This is a genomic window from Rhodococcus sp. JVH1 (assembly GCF_000280725.2).
Classification (GTDB): Bacteria; Actinomycetota; Actinomycetes; order Mycobacteriales; family Mycobacteriaceae; genus Rhodococcus_F; species Rhodococcus_F jostii_A.
In genome coordinates this window covers 4,345,068-4,368,199 of sequence record NZ_CP166289.1, presented here as the reverse complement: position 1 = coordinate 4,368,199, position 23,132 = coordinate 4,345,068, and the positions used below count along the sequence as shown (strand labels likewise).

At 66.0% G+C, this 23,132-nt stretch carries 22 protein-coding genes and 2 pseudogenes; 14 read left to right on the top strand and 10 right to left on the bottom strand.

Going from position 1 to position 23,132, the window contains the following annotated elements; all coding sequences use genetic code 11:
• Window positions 1-5: 5 nt before the first annotated feature.
• The 3 genes from JVH1_RS20160 (at window position 6) to JVH1_RS20150 (ending at window position 2,026) form a co-directional block, all read left to right on the top strand.
• Entirely contained in the window at window positions 6-185 is a 180-nt protein-coding gene (locus JVH1_RS20160; RefSeq protein ID WP_009476395.1) for a hypothetical protein, read from the top strand.
• 39 nt (window positions 186-224) lie between these two features.
• Window positions 225-737 carry a MarR family winged helix-turn-helix transcriptional regulator gene (locus JVH1_RS20155; protein ID WP_009476396.1) on the top strand — a complete coding sequence of 171 codons (513 nt, stop codon included), beginning with the start codon at window positions 225-227 and terminating at the stop codon, window positions 735-737.
• Window positions 738-934: 197 nt separating this feature from the next.
• On the top strand, window positions 935-2,026 hold the full coding sequence (locus tag JVH1_RS20150; RefSeq protein ID WP_043783116.1) for an IS630 family transposase: 1,092 nt from the start codon (window positions 935-937) through the stop codon (window positions 2,024-2,026).
• Here JVH1_RS20150 and JVH1_RS20145 read toward each other — a convergent pair.
• The 7 genes and pseudogenes from JVH1_RS20145 to JVH1_RS20115 all read right to left on the bottom strand — a co-directional run bounded on the left by JVH1_RS20145 (window position 2,007) and on the right by JVH1_RS20115 (window position 9,411).
• Window positions 2,007-2,519 (bottom strand): MBL fold metallo-hydrolase, encoded by a 513-nt coding sequence (locus tag JVH1_RS20145; RefSeq protein ID WP_371113013.1) that lies wholly within the window; start codon window positions 2,517-2,519, stop codon window positions 2,007-2,009. The two genes, JVH1_RS20150 and JVH1_RS20145, sit on opposite strands and share 20 nt — an antisense overlap.
• A gap of 235 nt (window positions 2,520-2,754) precedes the next feature.
• Window positions 2,755-3,078 (bottom strand): annotated as a pseudogene (locus JVH1_RS20140) (MBL fold metallo-hydrolase); the annotation flags it as partial.
• 156 nt (window positions 3,079-3,234) lie between these two features.
• On the bottom strand, window positions 3,235-4,602 hold the full coding sequence (locus tag JVH1_RS20135) for an MBL fold metallo-hydrolase (protein ID WP_371113012.1): 1,368 nt from the start codon (window positions 4,600-4,602) through the stop codon (window positions 3,235-3,237).
• Between the two features lie 58 nt (window positions 4,603-4,660).
• Window positions 4,661-6,106, bottom strand: coding sequence for an aldehyde dehydrogenase family protein (locus tag JVH1_RS20130; protein WP_009480673.1), 1,446 nt, complete (start codon window positions 6,104-6,106; stop codon window positions 4,661-4,663).
• Window positions 6,107-6,162: 56 nt separating this feature from the next.
• Entirely contained in the window at window positions 6,163-7,269 is a 1,107-nt protein-coding gene (locus JVH1_RS20125) for an NAD(P)-dependent alcohol dehydrogenase (RefSeq protein WP_009480674.1), read from the bottom strand.
• A gap of 34 nt (window positions 7,270-7,303) precedes the next feature.
• On the bottom strand, window positions 7,304-8,038 hold the full coding sequence (locus JVH1_RS20120) for an alpha/beta fold hydrolase (protein ID WP_009480675.1): 735 nt from the start codon (window positions 8,036-8,038) through the stop codon (window positions 7,304-7,306).
• Window positions 8,039-8,064: 26 nt separating this feature from the next.
• Window positions 8,065-9,411, bottom strand: a complete 1,347-nt coding sequence (locus JVH1_RS20115; RefSeq protein WP_009480676.1) for an MFS transporter — start codon at window positions 9,409-9,411, stop codon at window positions 8,065-8,067.
• Window positions 9,412-9,617: 206 nt separating this feature from the next.
• On the opposite strand from JVH1_RS20115, the gene JVH1_RS20110 reads away from it, so the two are divergent.
• The 11 genes and pseudogenes from JVH1_RS20110 (at window position 9,618) to JVH1_RS20060 (ending at window position 20,892) form a co-directional block, all read left to right on the top strand.
• Window positions 9,618-10,415, top strand: a complete 798-nt coding sequence (locus JVH1_RS20110; protein WP_009480677.1) for a PaaX family transcriptional regulator C-terminal domain-containing protein — start codon at window positions 9,618-9,620, stop codon at window positions 10,413-10,415.
• A 92-nt stretch (window positions 10,416-10,507) separates the two neighbouring features.
• Window positions 10,508-12,214 (top strand): FAD-dependent monooxygenase, encoded by a 1,707-nt coding sequence (locus JVH1_RS20105; protein WP_009480678.1) that lies wholly within the window; start codon window positions 10,508-10,510, stop codon window positions 12,212-12,214.
• The gene (locus JVH1_RS20100) at window positions 12,211-14,316 is read left to right on the top strand and encodes an acetate--CoA ligase family protein (protein ID WP_009480679.1); all 2,106 of its coding nucleotides are present in this window, start codon (window positions 12,211-12,213) and stop codon (window positions 14,314-14,316) included. Before JVH1_RS20105 ends, JVH1_RS20100 begins: the two co-directional genes overlap by 4 nt.
• Window positions 14,313-15,995 (top strand): (2,3-dihydroxybenzoyl)adenylate synthase, encoded by a 1,683-nt coding sequence (locus tag JVH1_RS20095; RefSeq protein WP_009480680.1) that lies wholly within the window; start codon window positions 14,313-14,315, stop codon window positions 15,993-15,995. Before JVH1_RS20100 ends, JVH1_RS20095 begins: the two co-directional genes overlap by 4 nt.
• Window positions 15,996-16,066: 71 nt before the next feature.
• On the top strand, window positions 16,067-17,146 hold the full coding sequence (locus tag JVH1_RS20090; RefSeq protein ID WP_371113011.1) for a cupin domain-containing protein: 1,080 nt from the start codon (window positions 16,067-16,069) through the stop codon (window positions 17,144-17,146).
• A 6-nt stretch (window positions 17,147-17,152) separates the two neighbouring features.
• Window positions 17,153-17,980: a fumarylacetoacetate hydrolase family protein gene (locus tag JVH1_RS20085; protein ID WP_009474566.1), complete on the top strand. Its 828-nt coding sequence runs from the start codon at window positions 17,153-17,155 to the stop codon at window positions 17,978-17,980.
• An 11-nt stretch (window positions 17,981-17,991) separates the two neighbouring features.
• Window positions 17,992-18,711, top strand: coding sequence for a maleylpyruvate isomerase family mycothiol-dependent enzyme (locus JVH1_RS20080; protein WP_371113010.1), 720 nt, complete (start codon window positions 17,992-17,994; stop codon window positions 18,709-18,711).
• A gap of 189 nt (window positions 18,712-18,900) precedes the next feature.
• Entirely contained in the window at window positions 18,901-19,083 is a 183-nt protein-coding gene (locus tag JVH1_RS20075; RefSeq protein ID WP_009476397.1) for a hypothetical protein, read from the top strand.
• Between the two features lies 1 nt (window position 19,084).
• Window positions 19,085-19,267 (top strand): annotated as a pseudogene (locus JVH1_RS20070) (X-Pro dipeptidyl-peptidase domain-containing protein); the annotation flags it as partial.
• A gap of 70 nt (window positions 19,268-19,337) precedes the next feature.
• Complete coding sequence (locus JVH1_RS20065) at window positions 19,338-19,709, top strand: HNH endonuclease (RefSeq protein ID WP_009476398.1); 372 nt, start codon at window positions 19,338-19,340, stop codon at window positions 19,707-19,709.
• A gap of 484 nt (window positions 19,710-20,193) precedes the next feature.
• On the top strand, window positions 20,194-20,892 hold the full coding sequence (locus JVH1_RS20060) for a DUF998 domain-containing protein (protein ID WP_009476399.1): 699 nt from the start codon (window positions 20,194-20,196) through the stop codon (window positions 20,890-20,892).
• Window positions 20,893-20,923: 31 nt separating this feature from the next.
• Here JVH1_RS20060 and JVH1_RS20055 read toward each other — a convergent pair whose 3' ends face one another.
• The 3 genes from JVH1_RS20055 to JVH1_RS20045 form a co-directional block, all read right to left on the bottom strand.
• A complete protein-coding gene (locus JVH1_RS20055) occupies window positions 20,924-21,529 on the bottom strand; it encodes a hypothetical protein (protein WP_009476400.1) in 606 nt (201 codons plus the stop codon).
• Window positions 21,530-21,858: 329 nt separating this feature from the next.
• Window positions 21,859-22,542, bottom strand: a complete 684-nt coding sequence (locus tag JVH1_RS20050) for a hypothetical protein (protein WP_009476401.1) — start codon at window positions 22,540-22,542, stop codon at window positions 21,859-21,861.
• Window positions 22,543-22,571: 29 nt separating this feature from the next.
• Entirely contained in the window at window positions 22,572-23,129 is a 558-nt protein-coding gene (locus JVH1_RS20045; protein WP_009476402.1) for a CsbD family protein, read from the bottom strand.
• Window positions 23,130-23,132: the final 3 nt, after the last annotated feature.

Genomic DNA, 23,132 nt, shown 5'->3' with positions numbered 1-23,132 from the left:
ACTGGGTGTCCACCTTCCAGTTGGTCGTTCCGGCCGAAACCGGCAAATTGTCGTTACAGGGCGATTTTTCGCACACGGAACAGCTGTTGCCTGGTGACGGCGTTGCAGCCGACGGCGGAGATGCCGACGGCGAGGAACTCATGCTGCACGCATCATGGTTGATGCTTCAAGTAAAGCCTAGTTGATTTAGTTGTCGTGTCAAGTAATGGAGGTAGGCTCCTGGAGTGGAAACGAGATGGCTGAACGCGGATGAACGGGCAACGTGGCTCCGATTGGTCGCCGTCGTCGAACTGCTACCCGGCGTCCTGGACTCGCAATTGCGACGGGACGCAGGCGTCACTCACTTCGAGTACTTCGTACTCGCCATGCTGTCCGAGGCAACCGACCACACCCTGCGGATGACTTCGCTGGCCCAACGCACCAGCGCAACTCTGCCCCGACTGTCCCATGTCATCCGGCGATTGGAGAGGAGAGGATTCGTGGAGCGAAACCCGTGCCCCGAGGATGGCCGGGCGAGCAATGCGCGACTTACGGCGGCAGGGTGGGATGAGGTCGTCGCCGCTGCGCCCGGACACGTCCGTACCGTGCGCCGCAACGTCCTCGACCCGTTGACGCCCGCACAGCTGACCCAACTCCGCCGCATCGGTGAAGCATTGTTGACGCAACTCGATCCAGAAGGACGGATGACCGGGCTCTACAACCCCGCGGACACCGTCGGCGATGCGCCGGCGAGGTGAAGTGCGATGTGATTCGGCCTGCGCACTCGGAAGTGGAGTCAACCAGAGTTCGATACCGAAGCTGCCACGCCGGAATCAATTCTTCCGTGCGGCGCCGACACCGAGTTCCATCAAGTCTTCTCCGACGAGAATCTCGCCTGAGAAGTCCCTTCTAGTGTCTTGAGTCATAAATAAGCGATCGGTTGTTAAGATTGGTCATGGCAACTCGTGGTCCGCGACCGACGGAGATTGTGCTGACCGAGGCCGAACGCGTAGAACTCGAGGGGTGGTCGCGGCGACGCAAGACCGCTGCAGGTTTGGCAGTAAGGTCGCGAATTATTCTCGCTGCCGCCGATGGTGGATCGAATACCGAAGTGGCGCAGAGGTTGGGGTTGAACCGAGGCACGGTGCGGCGGTGGCGCGACAGGTTCGTCGAGGACCGATGCGACGGGTTGCTCGACGAACCACGCCCGGGCCGTCCGCGGACGATCGACGACGACAAGATCAAGGATCTGATTACCTCGACCCTCGAAACGACACCGAAGAATGCCACACACTGGTCCACACGATCAATGGCAGAGCATCTCGATATTTCGCAATCGACGGTCTCGAGAGTGTGGCGCGCGTTCGGTTTGGCCCCGCACAAACAAGACTCGTGGAAACTGTCGAAGGATCCACTGTTCACCGAGAAGGTCCGTGACGTCGTCGGCCTGTACATGAACCCGCCCGAGCGGGCTCTGGTGCTCTGCGTCGACGAAAAAACTCAGATCCAAGCACTGGACCGGACCCAACCGATATTCCCGATGCTTCCCACCACCCCGCAACGCGCCAGTCACGACTACGTCCGCAATGGCACCTCGAGCCTGTACGCTGCTCTAGACATCGCCTCAGGGAAGGTGATCGGATCACTCCATTCACGCCACCGCGCACAAGAATTCATCGCATTTCTTCGCAAGATCGACGCTCAGGTGCCCGACGATCTCGATGTCCACCTCGTGATGGACAATGCATCGACCCACAAGACTCCCGCGGTCAAACGATGGCTCCTCGCGCACCCGCGCTTCGTCATCCACTTCACACCGACCAGCTCATCGTGGATGAACCTCGTCGAACGCTGGTTCGCCGAACTGACCACCAAGAAGCTCCAACGCTCCACCCATACCTCGGTCCAACAGCTCAACAAAGACATCCGAGCATGGATCGAGACCTGGAACGACAACCCCAGACCTTACGTCTGGGTCAAGACCGCCGACCAGATCCTCGACTCCATCGCACACTACTGCGCCAGAATTAAAGACTCAGGACACTAGCTTCGAGCCACCGCTCGGGCGGATTGTGCGCTGGTGCCAGATGGGTGAGCACGAGCGTCCGCACACCCGCTCGCTCAGCCACTTTCCCGACATCCTCGATCGGTGTGTGCGAGTTGACGAGGTGATCGATCTTCGCTTGCTGTGCCGGGCTGGGCGGGTCCGGAAAGAGTCCTTCCACCCACGAAATGTCGATCACCTCGTGGACGAGTATGTCCGCACCCCGGGCAAGCTCGACAAGATTGTCACATGCGTTCGTATCTCCGGACACTACGACCGATCCGTCGGCGGTATCGAAGCGGAAGGCAAAGGCAGGAAACACCGGTGCGTGGCCGACCAGCGTGGCCGTGACTCGCACCCGTTCGTCCTGGAACACAGGGAACGGTGACATGCGCGGTGCCACATCGATGTTCGGATCGACGGTGATGCCGACCGGAAGTTCGATATCGTGAACGGCGATCAGCGAGTGCGGGTCGGGCTTGAGGCTGTCTCGCATATTGTCGTTCAGATCGTTCGCGAATGCCTGGTAGAGGTATTCGGTGGTATTGCGCAGTCCCGGAGTCGGATTCGACGCATTCAGAACGGGCGGGCTCCGGAGCGGACGAGATGCCGAGCGGCACGAGCGAGGGGCGGGCACCCGGGCCGAAGACCTGAAGGGGCGTTGGACGGCTCGCCAAACCGTCCGATGACCCGAAGGTGAGGATATTCGGGTAGTCGACGATGTGGTCGGAATGAAGATGGGTAACGAAGGCTGCCTCGAGCCGCTCGAGGCCGTGAAATTCCTCCTGTCTCCCCAGTCCTGCTTGTAGGTACCGCCTCGCCCAGCCTTCCCCGAAGTCGACCAGGTACACCGAGTCCTCCACCACGACAGCGGTAGATATTCCCTTCCGCTCCGAGCCACCCCACCACGTCCGGCCGGCGGCTGTCCCCAGCAACACGAGGCGTGTCCGAAAATCAGCTGCACTGCTCGAGGAACCGACCGGTTCCGCTTCGGCTACGTGACCGTCCTCCGTGCATCCACTGAGAGCGGTGGATGCTACGGCGGCACCGGACATAGACAGTGCCACCTGGACGAACGAGCGCCGAGAGATTCCGGCGAGAGGACGAGCGGTATCGCACATTGAATCGATTCCAATCGATAAGCGCGTCGGACAGCGCGAATACACGGTTTCCGACAGGATCAGGGAGTACTCGGTTTCCGGCGCTGGTCGTCAGCCCCCGCTTCGGGCCGCGCCCACACCGATCACATCCAGGTCCCGGCCGATGATCAGCTTTCCGTCGAAACCGTCCCTGGCCGCCTCGAACCGTTCGTCCGCGCCGTTTCCCGGGACGATGTGGGAAAGTGCCAACGTCTTCACGTTCGCCTCCTGCGCGACCCGTCCCACGTCCTCGACGAGGGTATGAGCGTTGATCAATTGCTGGAATATCGATTCCTGCTTCGCGTCCCGAGGTTCCGGGAAGAGCGATTCCGGCCAGGACTTATCGATCACCTCATGAACGAGGACGTCGGCGTTCCTGGCCAACGGCACCAGGTTGGGATTCTTTCCGGTGTCACCCGAGAAAACGATCGAGCCGTCGGGGGTGTCGAAGCGGTACGCCAGGGCTGGGAAAACCGGCGCATGGTTGACGAGTGTTGCGGACACCTTGACGTGATCATCTTCGAAGAAGACGAAGGGATCCATCTCCGGGCAGGGCTGCCCATTCGGATCGGACAGATACTGCGCGGGGACGGGAACGTCTTTCGCCTCCCACATCTGTTCCGGGCGCGGCTTGGCGTTGTCGAACAGCCTGTCATTGAAATCCGCGGCGAATGCTTGCACCAACAAGTCGGCCATCTCGCGAGTACCGGGCGTGGGATTTTCCGGGTTGACCGGAGCCGGGGGCGTACCACCGCCGAAGAACGGTGGAACCTGGCCGCGGTTTCCTGGCCCCCAGATGGGGATTCTATTCACGAACTGGAGACCGTTGTACATTCCCTCACTGAGAATGTTATTGAGGTCGACGATGTGGTCGGAATGGAGATGAGTAAGGAACACTCCCGCCAGTACATCGAGGGGACCATCGAAATCCGTGTCGTAGTTCCTACCCAGCTTGGCGTTTCGGAGCTGACGCATCACCCCGTGGCCGGCATCGATGAGATAGAACCGATCGTCGACCACAACGGCGGATGCGATACCTTCACGAGTTCCGCCCGGCCAGTACGGTGGCCCGCCCGATGTGCCGAGCAGAATGAGACGCGTGCGCTGATTGGCATAGGGCTCGGGACCGTAGGGGCGTGCGTCGAGCGCGACGCCGCCACCACCGGTGTCTGCATCGGACGAGCATGCTGCCGCAGTGGCGGTCGCCGCAGCGCCGATCGCCAGGCTGGCAAGAATCCTCCTTCGCGAGACTCCCCTGGATTCGAGGCCTGCAACTATGTCACACAACGAAATCAGCCTTTCTTGTTGCCCATGCGGACGTTCGTGCTCGGTGAGTGGTGCATCGTGGTCCGAGTTGTCATGCCGGTGCCGGTCCCGGCCTTCGGTCCACTCGTCGCCCGTGTGCAGCAGTGGAGCGACCCACGGAACCGGCGGATGCAACAGTGCCGAGTGTGGCGGTGCGCGTGATGACGAACGCAACGCCACACTCTTGGGCCGGCTACTTCACGACGCGGATCGCGTGGTCCTCGACGTACTCGCTCATGCCCGCTTCGCCGAACTCGCGTCCGATACCGCTCTGCTTGACGCCGCCGAAAGGCATGCGCAGGTCGAGGGATTCGAATGCGTGCGAGTTGATGAACGTACTGCCGGCCTCGATCTGACGCGCGATCGCAAGCCCGCGATCGATATCGGTCGTCCAGACTGATGAGCCGAGCCCGTATTCGGAATCGTTCGCCCACTCCACGACCTGGGTTTCGTCGTCGTAGGCGATGAGGGGGATGACGGGGCCGAACTGTTCGCAACTGCTGATCGGCGCGGAGTGTTCGACGTCACGAACCACATGCGGGAGAACGTAGTAACCGTCGACGGCCGAGTCGAGCTTCTTTCCGAGCTGAACGATGTTCGCGGAGGAGTTCTTCGTCCCTTCGATCAGGTTCGTGACGCTGTCGAACTGGGCCTTGTTGTTCAGCGGTCCGAAGCTGGCGTTTTCGTCCAGCCCGTGTCCGACGGCGTACTGGTCGACTCGTTCGCAGAAGGCGTCGACGAAGGTGCCGTACAGCGAGCGGGGTACGTAGATGCGCTTGACCGCGAAGCAGATCTGCCCGGATCGGGTGAACACACCCTTGAGCATTCGGTCGAGCGCCGCGTCGATGTCGACATCGTCGAGGACGACCGCCGGGTCGTTGCCACCGAGTTCGAGGGTCAGGTTCTTGATCGTGCCTGCGGCCGAGGCCATCACGTGCCGGGCGGTGGCGGTGCCGCCGGTGAAGCCGACCTTGCGCACCAAGGGATGGGAGGTGAGTGCCTGCCCGACGTCCGCGTTTCCGTGGACGACGTTGACCACACCCTCGGGAAGTTGTTGCGCGATGCGTTGCAAGGCCAGGGTCAGCGCGGCAGGCGCGAACGGGGACGGCTTGAGCACGATGGTGTTGCCTGTGGCGAGCGCGGGCGCAAGCTTCATCATGGTCAGCACCACGGGCATGTTCCACGGCACGACCGCTGCGACGACGCCGCGGGGAACGCGCTCGATGCTGATGAAGCTCTGCTCGTCGTCGTACTGGACGGGTGTGAAGAATCCGTCGACGAGACTCGCGGTGTGCTGGAGCACACCGGTGCCGAGGGCGAAGTCGGTCTGAGCTTCCCACAGCACACCGCCGTGCTCGCGGACGAGCAGCGGCGCGAGATCCTCCGCGCAGCCGGCGAGCACGTCTGCGGCGCGGAGCAACAGCTGAGCCCGCTCGGCGGGCGGGACGTTCCTCCACGACGTGAACGCGCGGTGCGCCAGTTCCACCGCCTGGTCCACATCGGCGGGGGTGCCGACTGCGACGCGGGCGACGACGTCGTCGAGGCGGCCCGGGTCACGGACCTCGTCGTAGTTGTCGACGTCGGTCAGGGTGTGGCCGATGAGGTGGCCGATCGACAGGACATCGTGGGTGGTGGTCATGAGAATTGCTCCTTGGCTGGTTGCGGGGATTGTGGTTTGCCGGTGCGGAGGTGTACTCAGAACACGACAACTGGCTTGATCGTCGACCCGTCCGCGGAGTCGGCGAACGCGGTGTTGATGTCGGCGAGGGAGTAGGTGCGGATCAGCTTGTCGAACGGAAATCGGCCTTGTTTCCACAGTTCGACCAATCGGGGGATGAACACCTGGGGCACCGAACTGCCCTGGATGATCGTTTTGAACGTCCAGCCCTTGACCAGCGACGCGCCGATCTCGAAGTTCACCTCGGTGCCGGGGGCGGCCGCCCCGACGAGGGCCAGTGTTCCTCGAATTCCGAGGGAATCGGCGGCTTGGCGCAGCACCGCCGGTACCGCGGTCGTGTCGATGGCGTAGTCGACGCCGTCCCCGTTCGTGATCTTCTTCAGTTCGTCGACGACATCGACGGTGCCGGCGTTGACGGTGTGCGTGGCGCCGATCTGCTGGGCGAGCTCGAGCCGGGAATCGTGGAGGTCGACGGCGATAACGGTGGTGCATCCGGCGACGCGGGCTGCCATTATCGCGGCCGAGCCGACGGCGCCGGTCCCGAACACCACGAGGGAGGTTCCCGGCTCGGGACGCAGGTCGTTGAGGACGGCGCCGGCACCGGTCTGCAGGCCACAGCCGAGCGGGGCGAGGGTGGCGAGTGGCGCTCCGGGATCGACCTTGACGACGCTGGTCTCGACGACGTTGGCGTGCGTCGCGAACGAGGACTGCCCGAAGAAGTGGGAGGAGATCGGTGCGCCGTCCACCGACAGTGCCGTCGTGCCGTCGTGTCGGCGGCCGCCGAAGTCTTCTTCGAAGAGGTTCTCGCAGTATGCCATTCGACCGGACCGGCACTGCCTGCAGTGCCCGCAGTAGGCGGCGGACAGGACGACGTGATCGCCCACATCGACGGTGGTGATTTCCTCTCCGATCGCCTCGACGACGCCGGCACCCTCGTGGCCGAGGACGGCGGGGAGAGGGGTGGGGTAGATGCCGTCGCGCACGATGGCGTCGGTGTGGCAGATGCCGGTGGCGACCATTCGCACCCGCACCTCGTTCGAACGCAGCCGGTCGAGCTGCAGTTGCTCGATAGTGAGTGGTTCGCCGGTGTTGCGGGCGACGGCGGCGGTGACGGTCGTGGTCATGAACTCTCTTCTCTCGGAATGAACGGCTATCCGGTCAGCTCGCTGCGGCCTCGACGAGGGCAGCGGCGAGCGGCTCCGGCTGGGTGAGCTGGGATTCGTGGCTGCCAGGGGTGTAGATCAGGGGAGAACCAGTCGGCAACCTGTCCGGGAACCGTGGAGCCCAACCGAATTCCCCGGGCGGCAGGGCGAGGTCCTCCTTCGAGAGCAGATAAGCGGAGGGCAGTTGCAGTCGTTCCCACTCGTCGAGGTCGAGTGATTCATTCATGGTGTGGAAGGGCTGACGCTCGAGCAGCGGGTAGAGAACGCGCTGGGTCTCGGGGGATGCGTCTTGCATGAACGCCGCGCAGAACACCTCGAACGGGAACATCACCGAGTTGTCGTCTGAGGCTGCCGCCGAGGCCCGGAACATGTCGCCGTAGGCGGGTGGGCACAGATCGATCAGCGACTCACCGCTGTGCGGTACGAACGCGCTCCAGTAGACGAGCCGTGAGATTCGGGTCGCGAGTCGGATGGAGGCGCCGGAGACGGGGAAGCCGCCCCAGCTGTGTCCGACGAGGACGATGTCCGTGAGATCTCGCTGCTCGACGTAGTCGATCAGGTAGTCGACTGTGTCGGTGAGGTGGATGTCGGCCCGTTGGTCCTCGGTGCCGAGTCCGGGGAGGGTCGGCATGTACACGCGATGTCCCTGAGCGCGCAGGTATTCGGCGACCGGCCGCCAGGTCCAGCCGCCGTGACAGGCGCCGTGGACGAGTACGAAGGTTGTGGACATGGTCTCTCCTATAAGGGTGGGTTGAATCAGAGTCGTTCCGGTGTCGCCGACGCCGCAGGCCGTGCATCGAATTCAGCAGCACTCGACAGGCGTGTCCCGGCAGCCGGACGGCTGACGAGCGCAACAGCGAGGCAGCCGAGTGCGGCGAAGGCCGCGAAGGCGTAGAAGTTCCATTCGACGCCGAGTGCGGAGGAGGCGATCCAGCCGCCGAGAATCGGCCCGACGATGGCGCCGACCCGGCCGAGACCGAGTGAAAGTCCCAGGGCGGCAGACCGCTCGTTCTCCGCGAAATAGGTGGCGACGTAACCGTTGACGAGGATCTGTGTACCGACGGTGCCGAGCCCGGCGACGGCGACTACGGCCATGGCTGCAGACACCGGCAGTCCTGTTCCCAGGGCGAGGATGGCTACGACGGCGAGCAGGAATGACGTGACGGTCACCGGTTTGCTGCCGAATCGGTCTGCAGCTCTCGAGGCAGCGAGTGCACCGATGATGGCTCCGAGGTTGAGCACCAGCAGGAAGCTCAGCGAGCTACCGAGAGAGTAGCCCGACTGGCGCATGATGTTCGGCAGCCAGGTGTTGACCCCGTAGACCAGGAGCAGGCCGCAGAACGAGGCGACGACGAGGAGGAGCAGGGGGATCCGGCGGGGCCCGGTCACCAGCGCCGCCATACTGCCGTTCGACGTGGTGGCCGACTGTGCGGGAAGTTCGATTCCGAACTTGTCGGCGAGCGCCCGCGCTTCGATGATTCGGCCCTTGCCTGCCAGGAACGCCGCAGATTCGGGGAGGTACCGCCATGCCAGGGGCACGATGGTGACCAACGGCAACAGACCGAGGGCGTACATGATTCGGAAACTGTTCTCCGGGAGCAGAGCCAGCGCTGCGAGGGCGGAGAGCATGCCCCCGACGGAGTAGCCGCTGTACATCAGTGCGTTGTTGAACTGCCGGCGCGACGGCGGTGAGTACTCGACGGTCAGTGCGATGACGGTAGGGACGACACCACCGAGGCCGAGACCTCCGAGGAATCGCAGGAGGCCGAACACCTCGGGATTGGGCGCGAACGCGGTGAGGCCCATGATCACCGAGAAGGAGATCAGTGAGCCGAGCACGATGGCGCGGGCGCCGACCCGCGAGGCCAGCCACCCCGACAACAGGGCGCCTAGCAGCATGCCGACGAGCGCGTAGCTACCGATCGCACCGATCTGGCCCGCGGTGAGCTGCCAGGGTTCGTAGGCGAGGAGGGACGGAACGGTGGCGCCGTAGACGACCAAGTCGTATCCGTCGTAGACGATGATGACGAAGCAGAGGGCGACGATCGAGGCACTGGAACGCCGGGTGGAACCGGCGTTCGTGGCCGAGGTCAGGGGGGTCACCTGTTTCCTCCGTTGCGGGTGGGTGTCTGGAGGTGATGGGGGAGTCCGACACACTTGCGTGACGTCGGGCGGTTCGTGGTCGGTGGGACGACCGCGAGAAGACTATGTGAGCACAGTCACTATGTGACACAATTGCCTCTGAAGTCAATACCAATGACACATATTGCAGGTCGAGTGGATCGATCGCGGGCGAAGGGATGGCAGACATGCGACCACGGGCACTCGTGTTCGATCTGTACGGCGAATACTTCCGCTATACCGGCGGGGCGGCCAAGCTCGGGGCCCTGACCGAACTGATGGGTGTCTTCGGCGTCGAGCCGGCCACGGTGCGGGTGGTGATGACACGCCTACGCAAAGAGGGGTGGTTCGACTCGGCGAAGAATGGGCGCGAGGTGTCGTACCTGCTCAACGACAAGAGTTGGCACCTGCTCGACGACGGCCGTGCCCGCATCTTCGAGCGGCACTTCGACGACTGGGACCGCACCTGGACGCAGGCGCTCGTCGACGACTCAGGCCTCGATCGGGAACGGCGCAAACGGATCGAAACCGCATTGACCTGGTGGGGATTCGGGCAGTACGGCGGTTCCGCGTGGTTCTCGCCGCACGATCGCGAGAAGCAGCTGCGCGAAATGCTCTCGGGTGACGACGAGCTTCATATTCAGTTCCTGCGCAGCCAGACGGCGGGCCTGCCGAGCGACCGGCTCATCGCGGAGCGTTGCTGGGATCTGCGTGAGCTCGGCGCCGACTACCAGGGGTTCATCGAAGAGTTCCAGCCCAGGCTCGCGCGCTACCGCCGGGGCCTCGACGGACGCGAGGCCCTTGTCGAGCGGATGCATCTGATTCAGGAGTACCGGAAGTACCCGTTCCGCGACCCCGACCTGCCCGAATCGCTGCTGCCGCCGGGCTGGCGCGGCCGGGTCGCGCACGAGGTCTTCACCGAGTGCCACGACACGCTGCGCGCAGATGCCGAGGAGTTCGTCGCCGGAATTGTCGAAAACATGTAACAAATCTATTGACTCTACGACAATTTGTGTCACATAATTGGAGAAGAGTCAGCCCGAGATCCGGGCCACAGTCACATGAGGGGCCGACATTGATGTCCATCCCAGATCAGAATTCGTCGCCTGGCGCAGCACCGCTGCGCGTCGCCTGCATCGGCGGTGGACCGGGCGGATTGTTCTCCGCCATCGCGTTGGCACAGACCGTGCCGGGCTCGACGATCGACGTCTTCGAACGCAACAACGAATCCGACGTCTTCGGATTCGGGGTCGTGTTCTCCGACGCGACGCTCGACAACGTCGACCGGATCGATCCCGTTCTGCGGGACGCTCTGGCCGAGCACGGCCGGCACTGGGACACCATCGAGGTGCGCAGCAAGGGTGTGACCACATCCGCCGGCGGCAACGGAATGTCCGCCGTGCACCGACGGGTCCTGCTCGGAGCACTGCAGGACCGCGCGACCGAACTGGGCGCGCGCCTTCACTTTTCGACCACCGTGGATGTCGACGCGCTCGACGCCGGCGGTGAGTACGACCTGATCATCGCCGCCGACGGCGCGAACTCTGCGTCGCGGGAACGTTTCGTGGACGAGCTCGGGCATTCGGTAGACGAGGCCGCGGTCAAGTTCATCTGGTTCGGCACCACATTCCAGTTCGACGGACTGACCTTCCTGCACAAGCAGTCCGTGCACGGCAATTTCGCCGTGCACGCCTACCCGATCGGCTCCGACCTGAGCACATTCATCGTCGAAACCGACGAGGCCACCTGGCGCCGCGCGGGCCTGGACGGCTTCGACATGTCCACCCCGCCCGGGCAGTCGGACCTGGTGACCCAGCGCTACCTCGAGGAACTGTTCGCCGATCAGATCGACGGTCACAAACTGGTGGCCAACAACTCCCGATGGGCGAACTTCCGTACCCGCCGCACCCGCCGCTGGCACACCCACGCCGCGCAGGGCACCCCCGTGGTCGTCCTCGGCGACGCCGTGCACACCGCCCACTTCTCGGTCGGCTCCGGCACCAAGATGGCCATGGAAGATGCTGCCGTCCTCGCCCAGACCGTCGCCGATCATCGCGGCGACCTCGATGCCGCCCTGGCCGCGTTCGAGGACATCCGTCGCCCGCAGGTCGCGAAGATCCAGGATTCGGCGATGCCGAGCCTGTCCTGGTGGGACCACTTCGGGGAGTACTACCGCGCACTCGAACCGTGGCAGTTCGGATTCCACTTCTTCAGCCGCGCCATCTCGGCCGAGAAGATGCGCGTGCGCGACCCCCGGTTCGTCTCCGACGCCGAGCGCGCCTGGAACACCCAGCACGGTGCTACACCCTTGGATACCGCGCTGACCATCGGAGCCGTCACGCTCGGGTCCCGGCTCCTGCAGATCACCGAATTCTCCAACGATTCCCTGCATTTCAGCGACGGCACGACTTCGGTGGTCGCCGGAACATCCACCGGCGAACTGGACGTGGCGGCGATCTTCACCGCACCGCACGCAGACCGGACCTCGCTCGACGTCGTCACCCGCACCGAACTCGATGAGCTGTGTGCGCGGAAACCGGTTGCTGTCGCGGTCCGCGGAGGCACTGCCCTCTCCCGGGTGTTGTGCGCCGAACACATCCGCTTCACCCATCGCATCCCGGTGATCGTCGTCGACCAGCCCACGTCTCTGCGCGCCAGGCGCGCTGTCGACGAACGGGACTGCGCCGCAACGTTGATCCTGTCCGGTCGCGCCGACGCCGTCGCCTTCGAACCCACCGCCGACGCGCATCCGCGTGTCCTCACCTCCGCCGAGGTCGCGAAATGACACTGACACACACTCCCGTGCCGACGAACACACAACTGAACCGACTGTTCGCCCCGACGTCGATCGCCGTCGTCGGAGCATCCGCCTCCCCCGCGAAACTGGGGTCGGTGATGCTCGACGCGATCAATCGTGGCAGCGACGGCACCGTGACCGCGTACGGGATCAACCCCAAGGGCGCAGGCGACGGATTCCACGTGTCGCTGGCCGCCGCCACCGAATCGCACGGCGCGCCGATCGACCTGGCCGTGCTCTGCATTCCGGCCGCGGCCACCCCAGCCGCGCTGCGTGAGGCCGCGGACTGCGGCGTCGGCGCCGCGCTGATCTGCTCCGGCGGATTCGCCGAGGCCGGCCCCGACGGTATCGCGCTGCAGAATCAGCTCGCCGACATCACTGCCGAGACCGGGATCCGGTTGCTCGGCCCCAACACCTCCGGCTTCTTCCGCCCGGGAAACACCACCGTGAGCTTCGTGCCGACGGTCGAACACATCAACCGCGGCACCGTCGCGGTCGTCGCGGCCAGCGGCGGCATGAATCACGCCCTGTCGTTCCTGCTCTCCGAGCAGGGCGTCGGCGTCGGACTCGGGGTCGGGCTGGGCAACAGTGTCGACGTGACCAGCGTCGACGTACTCGAATACCTGAGCGAGGACCCGACCGTCACCGCCATCGCACTCCACGTCGAATCCGTCGACGACGGCCAGGCCCTCCTCGCCGCGGTGCGCAAGGTCACTGCCGAGAAGCCGATCGTGGCGATCGTCGTCGGGCGCAGCGACGTCTCCGCCTTCTCCGAATCGCACACCGGCGCCCTCGCGACGTCCTGGAAGACCACCCGGGCGCTGCTGGCCGAGGCCGGCGCCGTGGTCGTCGACTCCGAGCGGCAACTCGTCGATGCGCTTGCAGTGCTCAGCCGCACCCGACTGACCGCCGCCCCGACCCCCGGCATCGGCCTCGTCACCGCCCAGGCCGGCCCCGGTCTGATGATCCTCGACGAATTGCTCGCCCAGGACGTGCAGGTGCCCACCCTCACCGGATCGACCCAAGCGGGGTTGTCGGAACTGCTGCCGCCATTGACATTCCAGGCCAATCCCGTCGACACCGGTCGGCCCGGCGCCACCTTCGGCAACGTATTGGCGACCACAGCGGCCGACCCCGGGGTCGACGCCCTCGCGGTCTACGCCCTCGCCGAACCCGACGCCATCGATCTCGCCGCCGCCGTCCGCGAATCCGGAGTACACACCGACGTGCCCGTCGTCCTCGGCATCGGCGGCCACGGAGAGGCGGTCGGCAAGACCTCCGCGTCGGCCGCAGAGATCGGTGTCCCGGTACTGCCGAGCCCGACCGCCCTCGCCACCGGCATCAGTGCGCTGGTACACGACGCACGAAGTCGCTACCTGCGCGCCGCCGAGCCCCGGCCGACCGCTACCGCCACGGCCCCGGCACTTTCGCTGCCCGCCGACGAGGCCACCGCCAAGGACCTCCTCGACGCCATCGGAATCGCCACACCGCCAAGGCGCGTCTGCACCGACCGCGCCGCCGCACACCAGGCCCTCACCGAACTCACTCTCCCGGTCGCGGTGAAGATCCTCGACGCCACGGTCGTGCACAAGACGGAGATCGGTGGCGTCCACCTGGGGATCCGCACCGCGGAGGACCTCGACACCGCCCTCGACGCCCTCGACGCCATCAACGCACCTGCATACTTGGTCGAGAGCATGGCCACCTCCGGGGTGGACCTGTTCATCGGCGCCCGCCGCGATCCGGTGTTCGGGCCCATCGTCGTCGCCGGTCTCGGCGGCACGGCGGCGGAAGCCATCGGCGATGTCGCCATCCGCAGCCACCACCTCACCCACGCCGCAGCCGCCGCCATGCTCGACGACCTCCAGTGCGCGCCGTTGCTCGACGGCTGGCGTGGCGGCCCGGTCCTGAACCGCGACGAGTTCGCCCACCTCGCCGTCACCGTCGCCGGCTACCTGGCCGCCCATCCCGAGATCAGCGATATCGAGATCAATCCACTGCGGCTGACCCCGACCGGACTGACGGCCCTCGACGCGGTCATCCTCCCGGCACCGAACCGGCCCACCGCACCCGAAGGAGAGCTGAAATGAGCACCCGCACGCCGCTGTCCATCGAGGGTGTCGTGCCCTGGCCCGATGATGTCGCCGAGCAGTACCGCAAGGCCGGGTACTGGCAGGGAACGTCGATCGGCTCCCACATCGCCGGACAGGTCGACCGCCGACCCGACGACGAAGCCCTGGTCGACGGCTCCACCCGCCTGACCTACCGGCAACTGTGGGACAAGTCCGCCTCCTGCGCCCAGTACCTGCTCGACCTGTCGATCGCCCCCGGTGACCGGATCGTGCTGCAACTGCCCAACAGCTGGGAGTTCGTCGCACTCACGCTCGCGTGCTTCCGGACCGGGATCGTCCCGGTGATGGCGCTGCCCGCGCACCGCAGACACGAACTCACTCACCTCGCGTCGCTGTCCGAGGCCACCGCGATCGTCGTCGCCGACACGGACCGGGATACCGACCTGCGCCAGATCGCCCAGCAGGTCGCCGCCGAGGTCCCCAGCATCCGGACGGTGCTCGTCCACGGAGAACTCTCGAACGACGCGACGCAGCACGCACCCGAGCGCGCGCTCGCCGCCGGCATGGACACCCCCGTTCGGTTCACCGACGCCGAGTACGAACCGACCGGCGCCGACGTGGCCTGCCTGCTGCTCTCCGGCGGCACCACCGGACTGCCCAAACTGATCGTCCGCACCCACGACGACTACGTCTACAACGTCCTCCGGTGCAACGATGTCACCGAATTCGACTCCGACACCGTTTATCTCGGGACTCTGCCGAGCAGTCACAACTTCCCACTTGCGTGTCCGGGCATTCTCGGTGCGCTGTTCGCCGGCGGCCGCACCGTGATGCTGCCGTCGCCGGCCCCCGAGCGGGCCCTGCGCACCATCGACGCCGAAGGCGTCACCGTCGCCACCGTCGTTCCCGCCGTCGCCCAGACCTGGATCGAGCACCAACGCGAGCACCACACCATGACCGGCACCACGCTGCGGGTGCTGCAGGTGGGCGGATCCCGCATGCCCGACGAACTCGCCGCCCGCGTCGAACCCGTCCTCGGTGCCCGCCTGCAGCAGGTGTTCGGGATGGCCGAGGGTCTGATCAACATGACGCGTCTCGACGACGACCCCGAGATCATCACCAATACCCAGGGCCGACCGGTCAGTGAGGCCGACGAGGTCGCCGTCGTCGACGAGATCGGCGAACCGGTACCCGACGGCACTCCCGGCGCCCTGCTCACCCGCGGCCCCTACACACCGCGCGGCTACTTCCGGGCACCCGAACACAACGCGAAAGCGTTCACTCCCGACGGGTGGTACGCCAGCGGCGACATCGTCGTCCGCCGCCCCGACGGAAACCTGGTGGTCGCCGGCCGCGACAAGGACATGATCAACCGCGGTGGGGAGAAGATTTCCGCCGAGGAAGTCGAGAACTTCGCGTATCAGATCGACGGCGTCGAGATGGCCGCCGCCGTCGCCATGCCCGACCCCAAACTCGGTGAAAAGCTGTGCCTGTACATGTCGCTGACCGAAGGCCACGACGTCACCCTCGACGACGTCGTCGCCATCATGAACGAGGCCGGCGTCGCCCGATTCAAACTCCCCGAGCGGCTCGTCATCGTCGATCAGATGCCCACCACCAAGGTCGGGAAGATCGACAAGAAGGCCATGCGCGAAGACATTCGCCAACGCCTCGCGCAGGAACACGCCGCGTCGTAAGACTTCCGAGGATCGGCGACGTGTATGGCGCCGTCGCCGATCCTCGGTCTCCAAATCTGAAGGAGCCCTTCATGCATACCCCCGACCCCTCGCTCGACGACGCTCCGGAGCTGAAGCAGCTCTATACCGACTTCGAGGCCGAGCACCTGAATCCGTTGTGGACCCAGCTCGGTGATCTGATGCCGATGACGCCGACGTCGCGGGCGGTGCCGTTCGTGTGGAAGTGGTCGACGTTGTATCCGTTGGCGCAGCGGGCCGGGGATCTGGTGCCGGTCGGCCGTGGTGGGGAGCGGCGGGCGATCGCCCTGGCGAACCCCGGCCTGGGTGGGGTGCCGTACGTGACGCCGACGTTGTGGGCGGCCATCCAGTATCTGGGCCCGAAGGAGGTGGCCCCCGAGCACCGGCATGCGCAGAACGCGTTCCGGTTCGTCGTCGAGGGGGAGGGGGTGTGGACGGTCGTCAACGGGGACCCGGTCGCGATGCGGCGCGGCGACTTCCTGCTGACCCCGGGCTGGCATTTCCACGGCCACCACAACGAAACCGATCAGCCGATGGCCTGGATCGACGGCCTGGACATCCCGTTCGTGCATTACACCGACACCGGGTTCTTCGAATTCGGGTCCGAGAACGTCACCGACGACTCCACCCCGGATGTGTCCCGGTCGGAGCGGTTGTGGGCGCATCCGGGGCTGCGACCGCTGGTCGGGTTGGACGCGAAGACGTCCTCGCCGATCGCGGCGTACCGGTGGGAGCACACCGACGCCGCGCTGCGCGAGCAACTGCAATTGGAGGACGAGGGGTATGCGGCGACCACCGAACCCGGTCATGCCGCGGTCCGCTACACCAACCCGACCACCGGCGGCGACGTGATGCCCACGATCCGCGCCGAGTTCCACCGCCTGCGCGCCGGCGCCCGCACCCGGTCCCGCCGCGATGTCGGATCCACCGTCTACCAGGTGTTCGACGGCGAGGGCCGGTTCGTCCTCGACGGCCAGAGCCGTGAGGTCGGCACGGGGGACATGATCGTCGTCCCGTCCTGGACGGAGTGGTCGATCGAGGCCGACACCGAGTTCGACCTGTTCGCGTTCTCCGACGCCCCCATCGTCGAGCGCCTGCACTTTGATCGCACGTACATCTCCGAAGGAGCCTGAAATCCCATGAAGCTTGCCACCCTGCGCCGCAACGGTGCCACCGTCGCCGTCCGCGTCGATTCCGACACCACCGGCACGATCATCGACGGATACCCGGACCTGTCCGCGCTGCTGACCGACCCGGACTGGGCGAGCCTCGCGCAGGACGCGTCCGGTGACGTCGTGAATCTCGACGGGGCGGATTACGCCCCGGTGGTCCCGCACCCGGGGAAGATCATCTGCGTCGGTTTGAACTACGCCAACCACATCCAGGAGATGGGCCGGGATCTGCCCGAGTACCCGACCCTGTTCTCCAAGTTCAAGGAGGCGTTGACCGGCCCGTACGACGACGTGATCGTCCCGTCGTATGCCGCCGCCCAGTTGGATTGGGAGGGGGAGTTGGCGTTCGTCGTCGGCAGACAGGCGTACCAGGTGCCCGAGGCCGACGCCGAGCAGTACATCGCCGGGTATTCGGTGATGAACGACTACACGATGCGCGACTACCAGTACCGGACGTTGCAGTGGGATCAGGGCAAGACGTTCGAGAAGACCAGCGGCTTCGGGCCGTTCCTGACCACCACCGACTCGTACACGTTCGGCGGCACCCTGGTCACCACACTCGAGGGGCAGGTGGTGCAGTCCACCACCACCGACGATCTGGTGTTCACCCCGGCCAGGCTGGTGGAGTACATTTCGCACATCGTGACGCTGCAGCCCGGTGACGTGGTGATCACCGGCACCCCGGGCGGGGTGGGGCACGCCCGCAAACCCGGTCTCTACATTCAGGACGGGCAGACCGTCGAGGTCACCATCGAGGGCCTGGGCACCGTCCGCAACACGACGATCGTCAAGTAGGGGTGCACCCGGTGGGTTTTAACGATCTTCCCCTGGCAGAGCGGTTGCTGATCGCCCGCCGCGGCACCGCGTACTTCGCGCAACGCCTCGCCGAACTGTCCGACGAGCAGCTGTCCGAGCCGACCGGGTTGGCGGGGTGGTCGCGGCGACACCTGGTGGCGCACGTCGGCTACAACGCGGCCGCGTTGTGCCGGCTGCTGGACTGGGCGGCGTCGGGCGTGGAGACCCCGATGTATGCCTCGCCGGAGCAGCGGGGCCGGGAGATCGCCGAGGGCGCCACCCTGCCGGCGGCGGCGCTACGGAACCTGTTCGACCACACCGTCGCCCGCCTCGACGAGAAGTGGCGTCACCTGCCCGCCTCGGCGTGGGAGGCGCAGGTCCGCACCGCGCAGGGCCGTCTGGTGCCGGTGTCGGAGACGGCGTGGATGCGCACCCGGGAAGTCTGGATCCACGCCGTCGACCTCGGCAACGGCGGCCGGTTCGGCGACTTCCCCGACGTGGTCCTCGAGTCGCTGCTCACCGACATCGTCGGAATGTGGCAAAAGAAGGACCTCGGCGCCGGCCTGATACTGGCGGTCGACGGAGGTGAACCGGTTGCGGTGCAGCCGGATTCACCACCCACCGAGAAGGTGTCCGGGCCCCTCGCCGCGGTCGTGCGGTGGGCCGCCGGGCGCGGCACCGTCGGCGTAGGAATCGAAGGGGATCTGCAAGAGCCACCGCACTGGCTGTAAGCGGGCGGCCGATCCTGCGCGAGGTTGAGCGGTCAGAGCCCGGCCTGACGCATGAAGGCCGGGCCGTCCGCTTCGTTCAGTTCATACTCCGCTCGGTGTCTACAACGTCATGCCCCGCAACAATTAGGACGGGCACGTCCGAGCAAGGAAGGACGCTGGGATGGACGGCCACTCGGGCTGCCAGCGGCCGTGGCGTTGATCGTCGGCGATGTCGGTGAGGAGTCCCGTGACGGACTCGCCGCCGTCGGCCACCAGGCGGGGCAGTCCTCGGCGTGGCGCCCGACCTCGGACAACCCGGCCCCGCCTCCGGTCCTCTCCCTTGCGGAACGCGTCTGGCCCGGCCGTCCCGACGACGCGGCCCCGCAGGCGTAGACACCTTCTGACGGTGGAGCTTTCGAACAACGAACCGCTGGCGGATGCGCACAACGCACTTCTGCCGCCGGATGCCTTCCACCTGCCGGTGGGCCGCCCCGTGACCCACTAGATCTACCGGGACGCCGCCCACCATTCCCGCCTCGTTCTGCCGTTCACGACACGCGAGACGGAGGAAATGTAGCGACGGTGGATTCGGCCCGCGGACCGGCGGAGCACTGGCCATCGGCGAGCGGATCGGTCACGATCGACGGGTGGACCGCACCGCCCGACTCGCCCTCGCCATCGACAGACAGGGCGGACGATGCCTGTGGTGCGGTCGTCGTTTCGGACCGTTGATTCCGCCGACCACCGAACACCTCGTGCCACGACTCAAGGGCGGGCCCAGCATCGCAGCCAACGAGGCCGCCGCGTGTCCGCGGTGCAACGCGGACCGCGGCCACACCGGTCCGGTCGACTGGCTCGCGCAGTGCCGGAACCGACACGGTTGGGCCCCGCAGGCAAGCCTGCTCGCGACACTCCTGAACACGTTGGACGCCGAACTCGACAACGTGGGTGGGCATCGCCGCGCCAAGCGGTACCTGTCCGGCCAACTGCGGCGCTGCCGGAGCGATCACATCGACTGAATCGGGTCAGCGTCGCCCGTTGGCCGCCGTCTCGTTCCGCGGGCTCGGAATACCACCGGTAAGTCCGCTGTTGAGGAGATTGACGGTGGCGCTCATACCCCGGGTACCACACCAGAAGAGTCGCTGCGAGCGACCACTTGCCGAGAGGCGATATGGCGTCACTGTCATCTCTGACCGGGTAAGACCTACATTGCGTAGCGTTCCCGGAAGGATGAGGAGTCGCTGACACCGGGGAAGGTGTCGGCGGCTTCCGTCTGCCTTGGATCCTGAATTCATTCGGACAGCGTTCTCAGGTTCGGGCCGTAGACTTACGCAGATCCACCGGGCCGGCTCTTTCCGGCCTCGCTCGACACATCTCGTTCGACAGAGAGAATCCACTATCACCAATCCACACCGCGCCGGAACATCACCGAGAACCCACAATCTTCGCCACGCAGCAGCTGGCACGGCCTGGGTACTTTCGTTCGCCTACTTGTTGGCGGAGGTGTTCACCGCGGCGGCGTGGAGCACGCCTTACAGCTTCGCGCAGGACTCGATCAGCTCCCTGGGCGTGACGACCTGCGAAGTCGGATCGTGCTCACCGCTGCACGACGTCATGAATTCGGCGTTCGTCGCGCTCGGCGTGCTCACCCTCCTCGGTGCACTGTTTCTTCATCGGCACATCAGAAGTGGCCGGGAGAAGAAGTGGATACTCTCGCTTGCCGTGATCATCGCGGTGAGCACCGCTGCCACCGGTCTGTTTCCGGCGAACGATGGAACGATCATCCACTGGTCGGCCGTGTTGCCGGGCTTCGTGGCGCGCCACGTGGTGCTCGTGCTCATCGCCTGGCATATGTGGCACGAGAAGCGGCTGGTCGCCCTGTGGTCCGCGCTGTGCGCACTCGTGGGCCTGGTCGGCGCCGGCCTCATGCTGGGTCAGGCGCTGCATTTCGGCCTGGGGGAGCGTCTCGCTCTCTACCCGTTACCGATGTGGATGGCCGTGACCGGCATGGCGGTACTGATGGGGCTGGCGCGCCGCACGGTGTTCCGCAATGTCGAGTTCTCGCTGCGCGCTTTCCACCCGCGCACCGCTATTTCGCGGGCGTGGACTCGGCCGCGATACCTTCGTCGACGAGCTGACGCGCGGATGTGCGATGGCGCCGTGACTGCGGGCGGTGGGGCGTCCAGACGCTCAGTGCGGTGATCGTCGCGGGCGTCGTCGGCGCAACTGCTGGTCAGTGACGCTCGCCGGTCGGGGCTGTTCCGGTGCCCGGTGGCGGCGTCTCTGCGCGGGCCAGTTCGGCGACGCGGTCGGCCAGCTCTCCGGTCAGTGTCGTGTCGGGTTCGGTGCTCGTGGCGTCCGCGAGCTGGGTTATGACGTCGGCGGTCGCGGGGTCGGCAGTGTCGGTGGCCGCGGAGTGCTCGAGCTGGCGCGGCGCCTCAATGTCTTCGAGGTGCTCGGCGAGCAGGTCGGTGTCGAGTTGTTGTGCCGCCTTCTCGTTCAGCTCGGCGTTCTCGACGGTCGCGGACCGAGGGGCGGTCTCGACATCAGCGGCAGCGATATTCGATGCGCCGGCATCGTCCTCCCTGTCTGATGCACTGCCGGAGATCCGGGTGCTGCTGGGTGCGGTGTCAGCGGCACCATGGGCACGGTCCGGGTTACCCAGAACGGTGCCGACGGCACAATCGAGAAGGCTGAGGCTGCCCCGATACAGCCGCCGGGCCGGTGCCGCGGGCGCCAGGTGTGCGATTAGCTGGTCGTCGATCAGGTGAAGGGGGTAGCGCACGATTGTGTACTGCACACGCAGTATGGCCACGGGTAGTGCGGTGAGGATGTTCATGAAGGCTCCAGGTTCGGGGTGGCAGGTCTATCGGCAGGGTGCGGAGTGATCGGCTGCGCGCGGCGCCCATCCGTGGTGGGGTGGAGTCAACCGCGCGCTGCGGGTCGTTTCCTCCCGCGTTTCCTGTACAGGACATAGGCGATCACGCCGACCAGAATGACGATTCCGATAACTTCCACAGGGAGCGGTTACCCGATCGGTGCGTTCCTCACGCGGTGCGCGAATCCAAGCTCGGGTCTGGCCGTCACCGCGCCCGGACGCGGTGACGACACGTGTACCGAGGTACTCAACCGTGACCGAAAGCAAGCCTGCGCGCCTGCACCGGCGGGTCAGCGTTGCCCGTTGGCTGCCGTCTCGTTGCGGCGCTTGGCCTTTTCCGCTTCGGCCAGCTTCTCCACGCGGTCGGCGCGAGCGCGTTTGTCCGCCGCCTCGCCCTGCTTGTCCGCGGCATCCTTCAGCTGGGCCTTGGCCGGCGCTGCCGCCGCTTTCTCCGCTTCCCGGAGTTTGGTCTGCTCGGCGCGGTGCTCGGCCTCTGCGGCCCGGGTGCGTTGGGCGGCAAGTTGATCGGCGTTCTTCTTCGCGACCTGCTTGCGTTGCTCGGCGTCCCGTATGGCGGCCTGCTTGCGCTCGTCCTCACGCCGGCGGGCCTGCTCGACGTCGCGCTGCTTCGCCTCCCGCGCCGCCACCTGCTCCCGGTGGACCTGCTTGCGCTTGGTTTCCAGTGCCGTGTCGGCCTCGGCCTCGGTACGCGCCGCCTCCTGGTCGAGTTCCGCCGCCCGCGCCAGCGCGTCGCTGCGCTCGGTGAGCGCCTCACCGCGCCGCTCGGTGTCACGGTCGCCGAGTGCACTGCCGACGGCGCCGTCGAGCACCCCCAGGGTGCGTTCGTACATCAGCCGGGCCGGTGATTCGGTGGCCAGCCGGGACATCAGCTGGTCTTCGACGAGTTGCAGAGGGATCCGCAGGATCGTGTACTGCAACCGCAAGATCGTGATGGGGACGGTGAGGATGTTCATGGAATCTCCGATGATTCGTGGGGAGTGGATCAGGACAGGCCGGCGTCGCCGGTGAGGCCCTCGGCGGCGCGCCGAACTCGTTCCGCCTCGTCGCGGGCGGCGTTCGCGTCACGCACTGCCCGCCGGTGTTCGTCGGTGGCGTCGACGGCTTCTTCGGCGGCAGCTGCCGTCTTCGCTCGTGCGGCGGTTTCCGCGCGGGCCGCTTCGTCGCGGGCGTCGGCCGCCGCGCGGGACTGCTCCTGCGCGACCTGGCGGTGCTGGTTTTGCTCCGCTGCCTGGTGCTCGGCGTGCTGCCGGTTCCGGGCAGCTTCTTCGGCGGCCGCCGTCTCCGCACCGATCGCAGCGCGTTCCTCGGCACTCTCGCGACGCACCTCACCGAGTTCCTCTGCGGCCTGGGAGGTTTCCGCGCGGGCCACGGCCTCGGCGCTGTTCGCTTCTCTACGTTGCTGCGCCTGCGCCTGTTGCAGCTGTCCTTCGGTGGCCAGCGAGTCGTTGCCGGTCACTGCCCCGGCCACTTCCTTCACCTTGCCCTTGACCGAGTCGAGGAGGCCCTTGCGCGCTTGTCCGGACGTGTTCTGCTCATTCATGAG